This is a genomic window from Arthrobacter sp. 05N33_2, from assembly GCF_056397425.1.
This window is the reverse complement of record NZ_JBFTNJ010000001.1, coordinates 523,965-538,860: the sequence shown is the minus strand read 5'-3', so window position 1 is coordinate 538,860 and position 14,896 is coordinate 523,965. Positions and strand designations below refer to the sequence as shown.

Annotated in this window: 10 protein-coding genes; 4 read left to right on the top strand and 6 right to left on the bottom strand. The window is 67.4% G+C overall.

The annotated features are described in order from the left end of the window. Nucleotides 1-31: 31 nt before the first annotated feature. From AC1DHX_RS02505 to AC1DHX_RS02490, 4 genes are all read right to left on the bottom strand, one after another. Nucleotides 32-1,573 carry a dihydrolipoamide acetyltransferase family protein gene (locus tag AC1DHX_RS02505; RefSeq protein WP_476859603.1) on the bottom strand — a complete coding sequence of 514 codons (1,542 nt, stop codon included), beginning with the start codon at nt 1,571-1,573 and terminating at the stop codon, nt 32-34. 9 nt (nt 1,574-1,582) lie between these two features. Then, on the bottom strand, nt 1,583-2,563 hold the full coding sequence (locus AC1DHX_RS02500) for an alpha-ketoacid dehydrogenase subunit beta (RefSeq protein WP_090582226.1): 981 nt from the start codon (nt 2,561-2,563) through the stop codon (nt 1,583-1,585). Then, on the bottom strand, nt 2,563-3,828 hold the full coding sequence (pdhA, locus tag AC1DHX_RS02495; RefSeq protein ID WP_476859604.1) for a pyruvate dehydrogenase (acetyl-transferring) E1 component subunit alpha: 1,266 nt from the start codon (nt 3,826-3,828) through the stop codon (nt 2,563-2,565). Before pdhA ends, AC1DHX_RS02500 begins: the two co-directional genes overlap by 1 nt. A gap of 147 nt (nt 3,829-3,975) precedes the next feature. Then, a complete protein-coding gene (locus tag AC1DHX_RS02490) occupies nt 3,976-5,094 on the bottom strand; it encodes a histidinol-phosphate transaminase (RefSeq protein ID WP_476859605.1) in 1,119 nt (372 codons plus the stop codon). A gap of 128 nt (nt 5,095-5,222) precedes the next feature. On the opposite strand from AC1DHX_RS02490, the gene AC1DHX_RS02485 reads away from it, so the two are divergent. Next, entirely contained in the window at nt 5,223-5,609 is a 387-nt protein-coding gene (locus AC1DHX_RS02485; protein ID WP_028277592.1) for a phage holin family protein, read from the top strand. Here the strand turns inward: AC1DHX_RS02485 and AC1DHX_RS02480 are convergent. Further along, nucleotides 5,560-7,014 carry a hypothetical protein gene (locus AC1DHX_RS02480; RefSeq protein WP_476859606.1) on the bottom strand — a complete coding sequence of 485 codons (1,455 nt, stop codon included), beginning with the start codon at nt 7,012-7,014 and terminating at the stop codon, nt 5,560-5,562. The two genes, AC1DHX_RS02485 and AC1DHX_RS02480, sit on opposite strands and share 50 nt — an antisense overlap. Before the next feature lie 23 nt (nt 7,015-7,037). Next, nucleotides 7,038-7,343: a hypothetical protein gene (locus AC1DHX_RS02475; RefSeq protein ID WP_476859607.1), complete on the bottom strand. Its 306-nt coding sequence runs from the start codon at nt 7,341-7,343 to the stop codon at nt 7,038-7,040. Nucleotides 7,344-7,613: 270 nt separating this feature from the next. Between AC1DHX_RS02475 and purB the strand changes: the two genes are divergently transcribed. The 3 genes from purB (at nt 7,614) to AC1DHX_RS02460 (ending at nt 14,737) form a co-directional block, all read left to right on the top strand. Next, nucleotides 7,614-9,056, top strand: coding sequence for an adenylosuccinate lyase (gene purB, locus AC1DHX_RS02470; protein ID WP_476851431.1), 1,443 nt, complete (start codon nt 7,614-7,616; stop codon nt 9,054-9,056). After that, on the top strand, nt 9,053-9,724 hold the full coding sequence (locus tag AC1DHX_RS02465) for a histidine phosphatase family protein (protein WP_476859608.1): 672 nt from the start codon (nt 9,053-9,055) through the stop codon (nt 9,722-9,724). The genes purB and AC1DHX_RS02465 overlap by 4 nt, the downstream gene beginning before the upstream one ends. 156 nt (nt 9,725-9,880) lie before the next feature. Then, nucleotides 9,881-14,737: an NAD-glutamate dehydrogenase gene (locus tag AC1DHX_RS02460; RefSeq protein ID WP_476859609.1), complete on the top strand. Its 4,857-nt coding sequence runs from the start codon at nt 9,881-9,883 to the stop codon at nt 14,735-14,737. Nucleotides 14,738-14,896: the final 159 nt, after the last annotated feature.

Here is a 14,896-nt window from a genome sequence, read left to right as displayed (position 1 = left end):
GGTTCTGCGGTTTCGCGGCCGGTTTCGCCGGCTAGTCCAGCAGCAGGGCCGGCTCTTCCAGGATGGCGGCGACGTCGGCCATGAAGCGGGCCGAAAGGTCGCCGTCCACCACACGGTGGTCGAAGGAGCCGCCGAGGGTGGTGATCCAGCGCGGAATGACTTCGCCGTCCAGGACCCAGGGCTTTTGCTTGATGGTGCCGAACGCCACGATGGCGACCTCGCCAGGGTTGATGATCGGCGTTCCGGTGTCGATCCCGAGGGCGCCGATGTTGGTCACGGTGAGCGTGCCGCCGCGCATCTGGGCAGGCTGGGTCTTGCCGGCCCGCGCAGTCGTGGCGAGCTCGTTCAGGGCCAGGGCCAGTTGCTTGAGCGAGAGGTCCTGGGCGTTCTTGATGTTCGGCACCATCAGCCCGCGGGGCGTGGCGGCCGCGATGCCCAGGTTCATGAAGTGCTTGACGTGGATCTCCGCGGAATCGCTGCCGTCCGGGTTGTCCACCCACGTTGCGTTGACACTCGGGTTTCGCGCCGCGGCCCAAATGACCGCCTTGGCCAGGATCAGCAGCGGGGAGACCTTGATGCCTTCGAAGTCGCGGGAGGCCTTGAGGCGTTTGACGAATTCCATGGTGCGGCTGGCATCGACGTCGACAAAGATGCTGACGTGCGGCGCGGCAAACGCGGATTCGACCATGGCCTTCGCGGTGGCTTTGCGGACTCCCTTGACCGGGATCCGCTCGATCCGCTGGTCCTGCGGGCGGCCGGATTTGCCCCAGAACGAGTCCGCCTTGTCCACCTCGGCGTCCCGCTGGGCCTGGTAGCTCACCAGGTCCTCGCGGGTCACTTCACCGCGGGCGCCGGTAGGCACGACATCGGCCAGGTTGATCCCGAGGTCCCGGGCGATCTTGCGGACCGGCGGCTTGGCCAGCACCTTGCCGACCAGGCCGCTGATGGCACCGCCGAAGGTGGGGCGCGCCTCAACGGAGCCGGCCGGGCCCGCGGCCGCGTCGGCAGGGCGGCTGGCCGCGTCCGGGTTGATCCATATGTCGTGGGCCTCCACCCCCACCTGCTCCACCACCGGGGCGGCAGCGCCGGTGGCTGCCGCGGCGGACGGGGCGTCGTGGCCGGCTGCCGCAGGGGCGGAAATCCGCCGCCGGCGCTTGACGGCGTCGGCCTTGGGGCCGGAGCCCACGAGCGGCCCGCCGGCCGGGCGCCCGGCTGGTTCGCCGGCGTCGGAGTCATCAGCCGGAAGCGTGCCGTACATGGGCGCGGCGGCAGCCTGCTCCTGGGCTACGGGCGCCGGGGCGGGTGCCGCGGCGGCCGGCGCCGGGGCGTCGACGGCGTCGCTCACGCTGATGATCGGCGTGCCGACATCCACCGTGACTCCCTCGGGCACCAGCAGTTCCGTGACGGTCCCGGCGAACGGTGAGGGCAGTTCCACCAGGGATTTGGCCGTCTCGATCTCGCACAGGACGTCGTTGACGGCCACGGTATCGCCGGCCTTGACCTTCCAGGCGACGATTTCGGCCTCTGTCAGCCCTTCGCCGACGTCGGGAAGGTTGAACTTGTTGAGCGTCATGGGTCCTCGTCAGTACGCCAGGGCGCGGTCGAGCGCCTCAAGGATGCGGTCGATGTCCGGCAGGTAGTCTTCTTCGACCTTGGCCACGGGATAGGGCATGTGGAATCCCCCGACGCGGATGACGGGGGCCTCCAGTGAATGGAACGCCCGCTCGCTGATCCGCGCGGCGATTTCGCCGCCGATGCCGCCGAATGTGGGGGCCTCGTGGGCCACGATCAGCCGGCCGGTTTTCCGGACCGAGGCCGTGACGGTGTCGAAGTCGATCGGCGAGATGGAACGGAGGTCGATCACCTCGACGCTGTGGCCGTCCTCGGCGGCGGCCTCGGCCGCTGCGAGGGCCACGGGCACCAGCGGGCCGTAGACGACGACGGTCGCGTCGGTGCCCTCGCGGAGCACATGCGCCTTGAAGGGGTCAGCGGACGCGCCCGGGGTCTCGGTGTCGACCTCGCCCTTGAGCCAGTAGCGGCGCTTGGGCTCGAAGACGATCACGGGATCCTGGCAGTCGACGGCCTGCTGGATCATCCAGTAGGCATCGTGCGGATTGGAGGGGGTGATGATGCGCAGCCCGGCCGTGTGGGCGAACAGTGCCTCCGGCGATTCGGAGTGGTGTTCAATGGAGCCGATGCCGCCGCCGTACGGGATCCGGATGACGACGGGAACGGTCAGGTTGCCGTTGCTGCGCGAGTGCATCTTGGCCAGCTGGGTGGTGATCTGGTTGAACCCCGGGAACACGAAACCGTCGAACTGGATCTCGCAGACCGGCTGGTAGCCGCGCAGGGAGAGGCCGATCGCGGTGCCGATAATGCCGGATTCGGCCAGCGGGGTATCGACCACGCGGTCGGCGCCGAATTCGGCGATCAGCCCGTCGGTGACCCGGTAGACGCCGCCAAGGGCCCCGATGTCCTCGCCCATCAGCAGCGAGCGGGGGTTGTTGTTCAACGTGGCCCGCAGGCCCTCATTGATGGCTTTCGCAATGGTCATGGTGGTCATCAGCGGGCCGCCCTGTCTGTCTCGGCTGTGCGTGCCTCATCGGCGGACGCCTCGTCGGCGAACCCTGCGCTGTATTCCTCGAACCAGGCCAGTTCCTCGGCCACCAGCGGGTGGGCCTCCACATAGGTGTTGGCGAAGGCGGTCCGGATGTCCGGGTTTTCGAGGTCGTGGGTGGTCTTGCGGACATAGGCGGCGAGCTCGTCGCCGTCGGCCTTGACCTGCTCGAAGAAGCTGTCATCCGCGAGGCCCTGGGCCCGGAGATACTTCTCCAGCCGCGCCAGCGGGTCCTTGGCACGCCAGAGGCTTTCTTCGGCGGATGCGCGGTATTTGGTGGGGTCATCGGCCGTGGTGTGCGCCCCGACCCGGTAGGTGAACGCCTCGATGAGTACGGGCCCATGGCCCTCGCGGGCCCGCTCCAGCGCCCATTCCGTGACGGCGTGGACGGCGATCACGTCATTGCCGTCCACCCTGATACCGGGGAAGCCGTAGCCTTTGGCGCGGTTGGCGAGCGGGATGCGGGTCTGCACGGAGCTTGGCACGGAGATGGCCCAGTGGTTGTTCTGGCAGAAGAAGACCACGGGCGCCTGGTAGGAAGCGGCGAACACCATGGATTCATGGACGTCCCCTTCGGAGCTGGCGCCGTCGCCGAAATACACCATGACGGCGGCGTTCGGCTCCACGGCCTGTCCCGCCTCACCGCTGGCGACGGCGTTGGCGGCCGCCAGTTTCTGGTCCCGCTGGATGCCCATGGCGTACCCGACGGCGTGCGGGGTCTGGGCGGCCAGGACCAGCGTGTAGAGGTGGAAGTTCGTGTCTTTCGGGTTCCAGCCGCCGTTGGAGACGCCCCGGAACTGGCGCAGCAGCTCGGCCAGGTCCACGTTTCGCGTCAGGGCCACGCCGTGCTCGCGGTAGGTGGGGAAGATGTAGTCCTGCGGCTGGCTGGCCCGTCCGGAGCCGATCTGGGCGGCTTCCTGTCCGGTGAGCGGGACCCACAGGGCCAGCTGGCCCTGCCGCTGCAGGGCGGTGGCCTCCACGTCGAAGCGGCGGATCTTGGCCATATCCGCGTAGAAGCCGCGCAGGGTGCCCGGGTCCAGCTTCTCGGCGTATTTTGAGAAAACCGGGTCCGAGCCCAGGGTGCCGTCCGGGTCCAGCAACTGCACCATCGGCTCGGCCGGGGCACCCAGTTGGGCCTCGGCCTCCGCTTCGAGCTGGTCATCCATCCCGGTTCCGTCGAACTCGGTAGAGGGCAGATGTGTGGCGCCCATACCGTCTCCTTGCTTGCCGCATCCGAATGCGCCGCAATCGCTGGGATATATGCCGGACCAGGAATACATTCCAGGTCCGGCATATATTTTGGCTTACTGGTCCTTACTTTATCCGCAAGGGGCGGCCTGAGCGCGCAGTGTTAAGCGCTAGGAACGCCGCGGCGGTTTTGTATAGATCGCACAGAGCTCCAGGAAACGGGTGTTGGCTTCCGTTTCGCCGATGCTGACCCGGACGCCCTCGTTGCCGAAGGCCCGTACGGACAGCGCCCGTTCCGCCGCCAGGGCGGCAAATTCCGCGCTGTTTTCGCCCAGATTGAGCCAGACAAAGTTGCCCTGGGCCTCCGGGACGAACCACCCGAGCTCACGCAGTCCCGCCGTGACCCGGTCCCGTTCGTCCACCAGGCTTTGTACCCTTTCTACAACATCGGCGAAGTGCTCGAGCGACGTCACGGCTGCCGTTTCCGCGATCTGGGACACGGCGAAGGGGGTGGCACTGACGCGCAGGTGCTGCGTCAGTTCGGGCCTGGAGACGCTGTAGCCCACGCGGAGTCCGGCGAGGCCGTGCGCTTTTGAGAAGGTCCGCAGGACGACGACGTTGGGGTACTTGCGGTACATGGCGATGCCGTCCACGGCGTCGCCGGCGCGCACGAATTCCTGGTAGGCCTCGTCAATGACCACCACGACGTCGGCCGGAACGGCATGGATGAAGCGCTCCGTTTCCTCGGCCGTCAGGATGGGTCCGGTGGGGTTGTTGGGCGTGCACAGCAGGATCATCCGGGTCCGCGCAGTCACTGCGGCGGCCATGGCGTCCAGGTCATGCCGCCCGTCGGATGTCAGCGGGATCCGGACGCTCTCGGCGCCGGCCAGTCCGACGCAGATCGGGTAGGCCTCGAACGAGCGCCAGGCGTAGATGACCTCGTCGGCCTTGCCGTCGTCGTTCTGGCCGGCCAAGGTGGTCAGCAGCTGGTTCAGGGCGCCCAGGCTGCCGGCGCCCGTGACGATGTCCTCGGCGGGAACATCCAGGAAGCGGGCGAGCGCTTCACGCAGCCTGCTGCTGAGCGGATCGGGGTAGCGGTTGAAATCGGTCTGCGCCGCGATGGCCTGCTGCACTGCAGGGATCGGGGGCAACGGGTTCTCGTTGGAGGACAACTTGTAGCTGGTCAGGCCTTCCACGGGGACGGGGGGTTTTCCGGCCGCGTAGCGGGGGAGGAGGTCTACCACCGGACGGGGCCTGATGCCCCCGGCCGGATTCTCTGATGAAGTCATGCCAACTAGCCTACTTCGGGTCGCTGCCGCAGTTGCGGGAGCCGATTGCTGTCCGTAGGGGATAGCCGTTGCTGACATGGGGAATATGGTCCCTGCCGTCGCCGCCGGGCGTATGACAGCATGGGGCCATGCGCTCAATCATCGTACGAGTCATCATCAACGGGCTGGCCCTTGCAATCGCCTGCTGGATCCTCACCGGACTGGATATTTCCACCCAGAGTGACGGCACCATCAGCATCATCTTGGGCTACCTGTTCATCGGCTTGATCTTCGGTCTGGTCAATGCCTTCGTCAAGCCCATTGTCAGCCTCCTCTCGCTGCCGATCACTATCCTCACCCTGGGCCTGTTCACCGTGGTCATCAACGCCGCGATGCTCTACTTGACCTCCTGGATCAGCAGCTACACCACCGTGCACTTCACCATCGACTCGTTCTTCTGGACTGCCGTGTTCGCCGCCATCATCATCAGTCTGGTGTCCCTCGTGGCGAGCTTCCTTCCTGCCCTCGATCGTTAGAAGCGCCCGTGCCGCGCGGCGTGCCCGAAGTGGTTGCGGGCGTTGCCCGCGGTTCCGGCCGGGCCTCGCGCCGGAGCGAGAACCTGGTCACCGACGCCGCCCCTCCGGTCCCCACCACTGCGGCCAGTGCCGCGGTGGAGTCCTGCAGGGTGTTGTCCCGGCTCGCGGAGACGAGCGCGGCCCCGTCAGCGTAATTCTCCAACCGGTGCCCGGGACCCAGGCCGAAATCCTGTGGCGGCGGCACCGCCAGCGGGTTGGTGAGGGTCACGGTCACCCGGTCCCTGGTGTCCGGGTTCGCCAGTCCGTCCGCCCCCGGCACCCAGTCCTGCTCATGTTCCAGGTGCAGGCTGCGGATCCCCGGCGCGGGGCTGATTCCGCCCACCGGCGAGCCCGCGGTCAGCACGAACTTGAGGTCGTACTCGGCCAGGACAGCACGGTCCTTGCTGAGATTCATCGCGTGGATCCCGCCCTGGCTGTAGCCGACGGCCACGAGCTGATCGCCGGCCTCGGCCCCGGCCTGCCGCAACGCCTCCCTGATGGCCTGCGCCGTCGACGCCGAGTCATAGCCCAGGGCCTCGGCGATTCCGGCGGGGTCAAAGGGGTTGGTTCCTTCCGGCAGGGCGCCCTGCTGGGTTCCGGGGATGATCACCACCCACGCTGGCCGGGAACCGCCGTCGACCTCGATAACCTCGATCCGGCCGCCTTGCTCTCCCACTGCCCCGGCCCGCCGCAGCAGCCCGGCCGGTGAGAGGTCGACGTCGGCCGTAAACGTCTCCCGGCCCACGATGCTGACGGGGCGGGGCTTGAGGAACACAAGCCCCGGCGCTTCCGAGGCGTCCCGCACCAGGCGGCGGACGTCAGCGGGCCCGGCCAGGGCGCTGGCCACGGCGGCCAAAGGCCAGGGCAGGCCAAGCAGCACGGCGAGATTCCGGGGCGCCATGGCGACCCAGCCTTCAACAGTGCCGCGCACCCCGGGCAGGGCGAAGGGCTCCGGTGCTGCGCCGTACTCGGAGCCGTGCAGTCCCATCCGCAGCAGCAGGGCATTCCGGGCTTCGGCGTATTCGTATTCGCGGTGACTGGCGCGGACGTCGTCGCCGATCCGCTGAAGCTGGGACCGGACGCGTCCGACCTCCCGGCCGGCCTCCCCCACAGCGATGATGGCGTTGCTGCCGCTGGTGTAGGAGTCGGACTGGTAGGGAAAGAGTGCCCGCCGGACGGTGTCGGCCTCCGCCTCAACCATTTGCAGCTGCCGCACCAGCCCGTCCAGTGCCGCGGCACCCGCCAGCAGCTCCTCAAACTGGAAGCTCACCCCGCCGATTCCGCCCCGGATGAGCAGGCTGCCGTCGCGCGGCGGCGCGAAAACCCCGGGGCCGCCGCCGGAGCCCGCCGGACTCGACTCGGCCATCAGGGTCCCATCTGGTCCGTGGGCTACGCCACGTTCCGGGCATGCCGGAGCACCACGGCAACAGCATCGAGCAGCGCATCCCGGCTTCGGTGCAGCGCCGCCGCGTGCAGGGACAAGGCCACACGGTAGGCGCGGCCGGCCGGTGACTGCCACGACTGCAGCTCAAGGCGGGCGAGGGCGGCGAGCACCGCATCAGCCTCATCGGCGCACCGCGCAACGCGCGCAGCAAACTGCTGGACTTCATAACTGCGCGAAGCGCACTCAAGGGCGTCGGCGGCCGTCACGCCAAGTACCGCCATGTCCTGCACCGCCATGTCCTGCACCGCCATACTGCGCGCCGGTCCCGGTGCTATCCCGTTGACCGGCCTCATCCCGGCCTCACCCCGGCCTCATCCCAGTGACCTGCCTCATCCAGCTGCCCATGAACCGACGCTAGCGGGGCGGCCTGTGCCCGCTAAAGAGAGCCGCCCGGCTATGTGGACAACGTCCCGGACCGCCATGCGCCGCCAGCCGGCAATGTCATCCGGCAATGTCATCCGGCAATGTCATAAGGACGGGGGCGCTTAAGGCCCGGCGGCACTTCGTGAAAGAATCGCCATATGCCTGAAACTGCCGCCACAGCTGATACCCGCACGCCGTCCGGACGCCTGGCCCTCGCCGCGTCCGACCACCAGATCGCGCTCGGCCCGCTGGATGGCCGCTACCAGTCCGCCGTCGCGCCGCTGGTCGACTACCTTTCCGAGGCTGCCCTGAACCGCGACCGCGTGGCTGTGGAGGTCGAGTGGCTGATCCACCTGACCGGCAACAGCGTCCTGCCCGGGGCCGGACCGCTCACGGCGGAACAACAGGAGCAACTGCGTGCGATCGTCACGGAGTTCGACGCCGCCTCCGTCACCGAACTCGCCGAGATCGAGGCCGTTACGGTCCACGATGTCAAGGCCGTGGAGTACTACATCGGCCGCCGCCTGCCCGGCATCGGAATCGATCACCTGACCGCCATGGTGCACTTCGGCTGCACCTCGGAAGACATCAACAACCTCTCCTACGCCCTGGGCATCAAGGGGGCCGTGGAGGACGTGTGGCTGCCTGCGGCCCGCGCCCTCGTCGGCCAGATCAGCGCCATGGCCGGGGACAACCGCGCCGTGCCGATGCTCTCCCGCACCCACGGCCAGCCCGCCACGCCCACCACGCTGGGCAAGGAACTGGCAGTCATCGCGCACCGGCTCAACCGGCAGCTGGACCGGATCGCCCGCACCGAATACCTCGGCAAGATCAACGGCGCCACCGGCACCTACGCCGCCCACGTCGCGTCCGTCCCGGGCGCCGACTGGGAGCACGTCGCCAAGGGCTTCGTCGAAGGCCTCGGCCTGACCTGGAACCCGCTGACCACGCAGATCGAAAGCCATGACTGGCAGGCCGAACTCTATGCCGACGTCGCGCGTTTCAACCGCATCCTGCACAACGTCTGCACCGACATCTGGAGCTACATCTCGATCGGGTACTTTGTGCAGATCCCGGTGGCAGGCGCCACGGGCTCCTCAACCATGCCGCACAAGGTGAACCCGATCCGTTTCGAAAACGCCGAGGCCAACCTCGAGATCTCCTCCGGCCTGCTGGACGTCCTCGGCTCCACCCTGGTAACCTCCCGCTGGCAGCGCGATCTCACCGACTCCTCCTCGCAGCGCAACATCGGTGTGGCGTTCGGCCACTCGCTGCTCGCCATCTCGAACGTTGCCAAGGGCCTGGACCGGCTCAAGGTTGCCGAGGACGTGCTGGCCGCGGACCTGGACACCAACTGGGAAGTCCTCGGCGAGGCCATCCAGATGGTCATGCGCGCCGAGGCCATCGCCGGCGTCGACGGCATGGAAAACCCGTACGAGCGGCTCAAGGACCTGACCCGCGGACAGCGCGTGGATGCCGCCCGGATGCAGGAATTCGTCCAGAGCCTCGGCCTGTCCGCCGACGCCGAAGCCCGCCTGCTGGCGCTGACCCCGGGCAAGTACACGGGCATCGCGGACCAGCTGGTGGACCACCTCAAGTGAGGCTTCTGCTCATCCGGCACGGCCAGACGCCCGGCAATGTGCTGGGCCAGCTGGACACGGCGCACCCGGGGCCCGGGCTGACCGAACTCGGCGAGCGTCAGGCCGAGACGTTGTCCCGCGCCTTGGCGAACGAGCGGATCCTTGCCCTGTACGCCTCCACCCTGGTTCGCACCCAGATCACAGCGGCACCGCTCGCCCGGGTGCACGGGCTGGAAACCGAGGTGCTGGAGGGCCTTCACGAGATCGAGGCCGGGTCGCTGGAAAAGCGCACGGACCACGAATCGCACAAGCAGTACATCGGCACCATTTTTTCGTGGGCGGACGGCGAGCTGGACCGCCGGATGCCTGCCGGTCCCAGCGGCCGGGACTTCTTTGAGCGCTACGACGCCGCGATCGCCAAAATAGCGGCGCGGACAAACGGGGCGGGGGGCTCAGGATCCGTGGCCGTGGTCAGCCACGGCGCAGCCATCCGGGTGTGGGCCGGCCTGCGTGCGGACAACATCGAACCGGACTTTGCCATCAGGCACGTGCTGGACAACACCGGAATCGTGGCGCTGGAAGGCGATCCCGCCAACGGCTGGGAACTCATCCACTGGGACGACAGTCCCGTGGGCGGACTGGCACTGGCGGATCCGACGGCGGAGGATCCCACCGGCCGTCCGGCGTAGCGGGCCCGTCCGTCCCCGGCGGGCGTACCGGCCGTCCCGGCGGGGCGTACCGGGTCTGGACTCCTCACGGGAACGCGGCGATGATGAAAACAGGCGTGGGGACAGGATGGTCGGCCGCGGCATGCGGTTGAGCCCGCGCAGTGGAGGCGCAGGGGCATGTCACGCAAATCGGTACACCGGGGGCATGCGCCCGGCCGCGTTTTCCCTGGCTTCGATGAACAGTTCCTCGCGGCGTACTACGAGCACGCTGCGCCGGAGGACCTCCAAGGCTACAGTCCCGAAAACCTGGAGCAGCGCTCCAGGCACCATGCGGAACTAGCGGACGGCCGTCCGGCGGGCACGGCGGCCGTCGACATCCTGAACGAAAGCGACGCCAGCGTCCTGCTGGTGGTTGCCGACGCCATCCCGCACCTGATCCATTCGCTTACTGCGGAGCTGGCCCGCCAAAACGAGTCCATCCGGTTACTGGTGCATCCCAATTTTCTGGTGCGGCGGGATCCGCGGACTGATCGGTTGGTGGAGGTACGGCATGGGTCCTCGCAGTCCGGACCGACGGGCCCAATTGCTGGCGTCCCGGGCGCCGCGGCGACCGGCACGGTCCAGGACCCGCCGGGGTGGAGATCCGAAACGTGGGTGGCGGCAGAGATAGGCCGCCTGCCGGGGTCACGGGCCATCGCGGAGCTCATCGCCAACGTGCGGCGTGTCCTGGCGGACGTCCAGTTGGTCGCTGATGACACCCCAGCCATCCACGCCCGTCTCGCCCGCACCATCAACTCCTTGGACCTGCTGCCCGCCGGCACGGTTCCGACTCCGGAGCAGCTCGGTGAGCTCCTGGGCTGGCTGGACCGCGGCAACTTCATGTTTCTGGGATACAGCGAATATGAATACTCGACGGCGGAGGGCCCGGATGTTGTGTCGTTGCTGCCCGGCGCGGGGCTGGGCCTGCTCAGGGACGGGCGGCCGGAGGCCCGCCAGCCTGTTACGGGGCTGCCTCATTCGCAGGTCCTCACCATCTCCATTTCGGATCTGAGATCATCCGTCCCCCGTCCGGCTTACTTGGATGAAATCCTCGTCCGGACCTTCGGTAGCGCCGGGAAGGCCACGGGAGAAGTCAGGTTTGTGGGCCTTTTCGCCCCGGGCGCCACGGGCCGGTCCGTGCGGCGCATCCCGGTCATCCGGGACAAGGTACGCGCCATCCAGGAGCGCTTCGGCTTCACCGAGGCCTCCCACCCTGGCAGGCAGCTCCTCACCGTCCTCGAGTCCTTCCCCCTGGACGAGCTGTTCCACCGGGACCTGGATGAACTTTCCGGGCTTGCCCGGGAGATCCTGCGCCTGCAGGCCCACCACCAGACACGGGTGTTCCTGCGCGCTGACAGCTACGGGCGCTTCATGACCGCGCTGGTGTTCCTCCCCCGGGCCAGGTACAGCACGGCCGTCCGCCTCCGGATTGAACACGAGCTTAAACAGGCTTTCTGGTCCTCCTCGCTCGAGTTCGAAGTCAGGCTTAGTGAATCCCCGATGGCCCGCGTGTTCTTCCGGATACTGTTGCCCGCCGGCGGGATGCCCGACGTCGATCCCGCTGAAGTGGAGCGGAGCGTTGTCAGCGCAACGCGGACGTGGGCCCAGGGCCTGGACGAAGCGCTCCGTGACAGGTTGCCGTCGGCGGAGGCCAGCCGGTTGTCGGCGCTGTGGTCCGCCGCCTTCCCGGCCAGCTACCGGGCTGATTTCGAGGTCGAGGACGCGGTCGAGGACATCAATACGTTCGAGCGGTTCGATCTCGACGGCACGGGCGGGCGACCGCTGAACGATCCTCAGCTGGCCGTTTATGTCCGCACCGACGCCTCCCCGACGCTGGCCGAAGACGCACGGATCCGGCTTTACCTGACCACCGCCCACAGCCTGACGCGGATCCTGCCGTTCTTCCACAACCTCGGACTGGAGGTGTTGGACCAACGGCCCTTCGATGTGGTGCGCGGGAGGGACCGGGCCTTGTTCCTCTATGACCTTGGCGTCCGCTACCCGGCCGGCGTGGATCCGTCCCGCACCAGCGGGCTGCTGGGGGATGCCTTCGGAGCTGCCATGCGTGGGGACTCAGAATCGGACCGCTTTGACGGCCTCGTCCTCCGGGAGGGCATCGAATGGCGCCAGGCGGCAATCCTGCGCAGCTATGCCAAGTACCTGCAGCAATTGGGCACAACGACCTCCTACGGCTTCATGGCCGATACCCTGCTGGTCAATGTCCGGGCAACCCACGCGCTCCTGGCATTGTTCAGGGCCAAGTTCGATCCCGAGCTGGAGGCGGCACGCCGGTTCGGGGACACCGACGCGGCTCGGAGGGATCTGCTGGCCGCGATCGACGACATTCCCGTCCTCGACGCCGACCGGCTGCTGCGCACCTTCATGAACCTGGTGGAATCCACGCTCCGCACTAACTACTTCCAAGCGAAGCCCCACCTGAGTTTCAAACTGAACCCTTCCGCGATCGCGGGTGCCCCGCTTCCCCGTCCCAAATACGAAATCTGGGTGTACTCGCCCCGCGTGGAAGGCGTCCACCTGCGCTTCGGGGCACTGGCCCGGGGCGGGCTGCGCTGGTCCGACCGGAGCGAGGATTTCCGCACCGAGGTCCTTGGCCTGGTCAAGGCGCAGAACGTGAAGAACTCGGTGATAGTGCCAACCGGCGCCAAGGGCGGCTTCTATCCCAAACAGTTGCCGGACCCGGCCATGGACCGCGACGCCTGGCTGAGGGAGGGCCTGGAATGCTACCGGACCTTCGTCCGCGGGCTGCTGGACATCACCGACAACCTGGTCACCACCGCCCACGGCGAAACAGTGGTGCCTCCGGCGCGAGTGGTGCGGCACGACGTCGACGACTATTACCTCGTGGTGGCGGCGGACAAGGGAACAGCGTCATTTTCGGACGCTGCGAACGCGGTGGCCGCGGAGTACGGCTTCTGGCTGGGCGATGCCTTCGCGTCCGGCGGGACCGTGGGCTATGACCATAAGCAGATGGGCATCACGGCCCGCGGGGCCTGGGAATCGGTGAAACAGCATTTCCGCGAACTCGGGATGGACTGCCAGGCAGAGGACTTCACAGTTGCCGGCATCGGCGATATGGGCGGCGACGTCTTTGGGAACGGGATGCTCCTCTCCCGCCACATCCGGCTGGTGGCGGCTTTCGATCACCGCCACATCTTTCTTGACCCGGCGCCGGATGCGGGGGCCTCGTTCGAGGAACGGCGGCGGCTCTTTGCCCTCCCCCGCTCATCTTGGGCGGACTACGATCCAGCACTGATCAGCGAGGGCGGTGGTGTCCATTCCCGCCGGGCCAAGTCCATCAGCATCACTGAACAGGTCAGGAGCTCTCTGGGCCTGGAACCGGGCACCGTGTCCCTGCCGCCACACGCTCTGCTTCAGGCCATCCTCCGGGCGCCCGTGGACCTGCTGTACAACGGCGGCATCGGAACTTACATCAAGGCCTCATCAGAGGCCAACACCGGGGTTGGCGACAAGGCGAACGACCCCGTCAGGGTCAACGGCAATGAGGTGCGGGCGAAGATCATCGCCGAGGGCGGGAACCTCGGAATCACGCAGCTCGGACGGATCGAGGCCGCCCTGGCAGGCGTCCTGCTCAATACCGACGCCATCGATAATTCAGCCGGCGTGGACTGCTCGGATCATGAAGTAAACATCAAGATCTTCGTGGACCGGATGATCGCGGCGGGAAAGATGCCGTCGCCGGAACGCGCCGGCTTCCTGCATTCCCTCACGGACGAGGTGGCCCGCCTTGTGCTGGCCAACAACGCGGACCAGAATGTCCTGCTCTTCAACGACCGGCACCTGGTGCGGGAATGGAGCCCGGGCTTCGAACGGACCATGGACTGGCTCGAGAACGCCACGGACCTTGACCGCAAGCTGGAGGGCCTGCCAAGCAACGAACAACTCAGGGAACGGCTGCGGTCAGGTAAGGGCCTGACCGCGCCGGAACTGTCGGTGCTGGCCGCCTACGCAAAGATCGAACTGGCAGCGGAGCTCAACGCCAGCGACCTTGCCGATGACCCGTGGTTCCGGCGCGTGCTCCGCGGCTATTTTCCACGCCAGCTGTCCGAACGCTTTGAAGCAGAGCTGGCGGACCACCCGCTGCGCCGCCAGATCGTGTGCACAGTGGTGGCCAACGACATGATCAACCTCGGCGGAATCACCTTCGCCTTCCGTGCCATCGAGGAAACCACTGCCACCGCCGCCGCCGTTGCCAGGGCCTTTGTGGTGGCGCGCGAGGCCTACGACCTGCCGTGGATCGTCACCCGGCTGGCCGCACTCCCCGCCGGATATCCCACCGAACACGTCGCCGAGGCGACGCTGCACATGCGCCGGATCCTCGACCGGGCCACGCGATGGTACGTGACGCATGACCATCGCGACCAGCCCGTGGCCGCGGCCGTGGACAGGATCATGCCCACCCTGGAACTGCTGCGGACCCGAACATTGGACTACCTCCGCGGCTCCGACCTGGACCGCGTGGAAGACAGACTCGCGCACTGGGCCGCCGTGGGGATGCCCCGGGAGCTGGGCCTGCGCGCCTCGGACCTGTTGGAGAGTTTCGGGTTGCTGGACATCTCCCTGATCTCCGAACAGGTGCGCGAACCCATCCCCACTATTGCTGACCTGTACTACGCGGTGTTCCAGCGCATCGGCGCCGCGAACCTGCTGCTCAGCATCACCGACCTGCCCCGGCAGAGCCGCTGGGAGTCTCTCGCGCGGGCAGCCCTGCGCGACGATGTGTATTCCGCCGTAGCCGACATGACCGTCTCGGTAATGGCGACAACCCAGGGCCTGAATGCCACCGACGCCGGCACGTCCGATGCCGTGGAGCGCATCGTGGCCTGGGAACGCGGGCACCAGGAGCAGCTGGCACGGATCAAGGACACCTTCGCGGAAGTGACCAAACCGGGCCAAGTGGATATCGCCTCGATCTCCGTGGCGCTGAAACTCCTGCGGACACTAGTGCGCCGCTAGGCTGTGGCCGTCGCCGCGTCGACCCGGAAAGTCGAGCCGGAAGCCGCAACTGCACTGCCATCCGCCCACAGTTCTCGCGACGCTTACCGGCAGGAAACACAGCCGAAACCGCTGGTGCCTAGCCTTGGACTGCATAACACTTCGGCGAATCGAGGCAGT

What these genes read in the sequence shown, in the direction of transcription:
- AC1DHX_RS02505 (WP_476859603.1), bottom strand. Translation starts at nt 1,573, where the DNA reads ATGACGCTCAACAAGTTCAACCTTCCCGACGTCGGCGAAGGGCTGACA.
- AC1DHX_RS02500 (WP_090582226.1), bottom strand. Translation starts at nt 2,563, where the DNA reads ATGACCACCATGACCATTGCGAAAGCCATCAATGAGGGCCTGCGGGCC.
- pdhA (WP_476859604.1), bottom strand. Translation starts at nt 3,828, where the DNA reads ATGGGCGCCACACATCTGCCCTCTACCGAGTTCGACGGAACCGGGATG.
- AC1DHX_RS02490 (WP_476859605.1), bottom strand. Translation starts at nt 5,094, where the DNA reads ATGACTTCATCAGAGAATCCGGCCGGGGGCATCAGGCCCCGTCCGGTG.
- AC1DHX_RS02485 (WP_028277592.1), top strand. Translation starts at nt 5,223, where the DNA reads ATGCGCTCAATCATCGTACGAGTCATCATCAACGGGCTGGCCCTTGCA.
- AC1DHX_RS02480 (WP_476859606.1), bottom strand. Translation starts at nt 7,014, where the DNA reads ATGGCCGAGTCGAGTCCGGCGGGCTCCGGCGGCGGCCCCGGGGTTTTC.
- AC1DHX_RS02475 (WP_476859607.1), bottom strand. Translation starts at nt 7,343, where the DNA reads ATGGCGGTGCAGGACATGGCGGTGCAGGACATGGCGGTACTTGGCGTG.
- purB (WP_476851431.1), top strand. Translation starts at nt 7,614, where the DNA reads ATGCCTGAAACTGCCGCCACAGCTGATACCCGCACGCCGTCCGGACGC.
- AC1DHX_RS02460 (WP_476859609.1), top strand. Translation starts at nt 9,881, where the DNA reads ATGTCACGCAAATCGGTACACCGGGGGCATGCGCCCGGCCGCGTTTTC.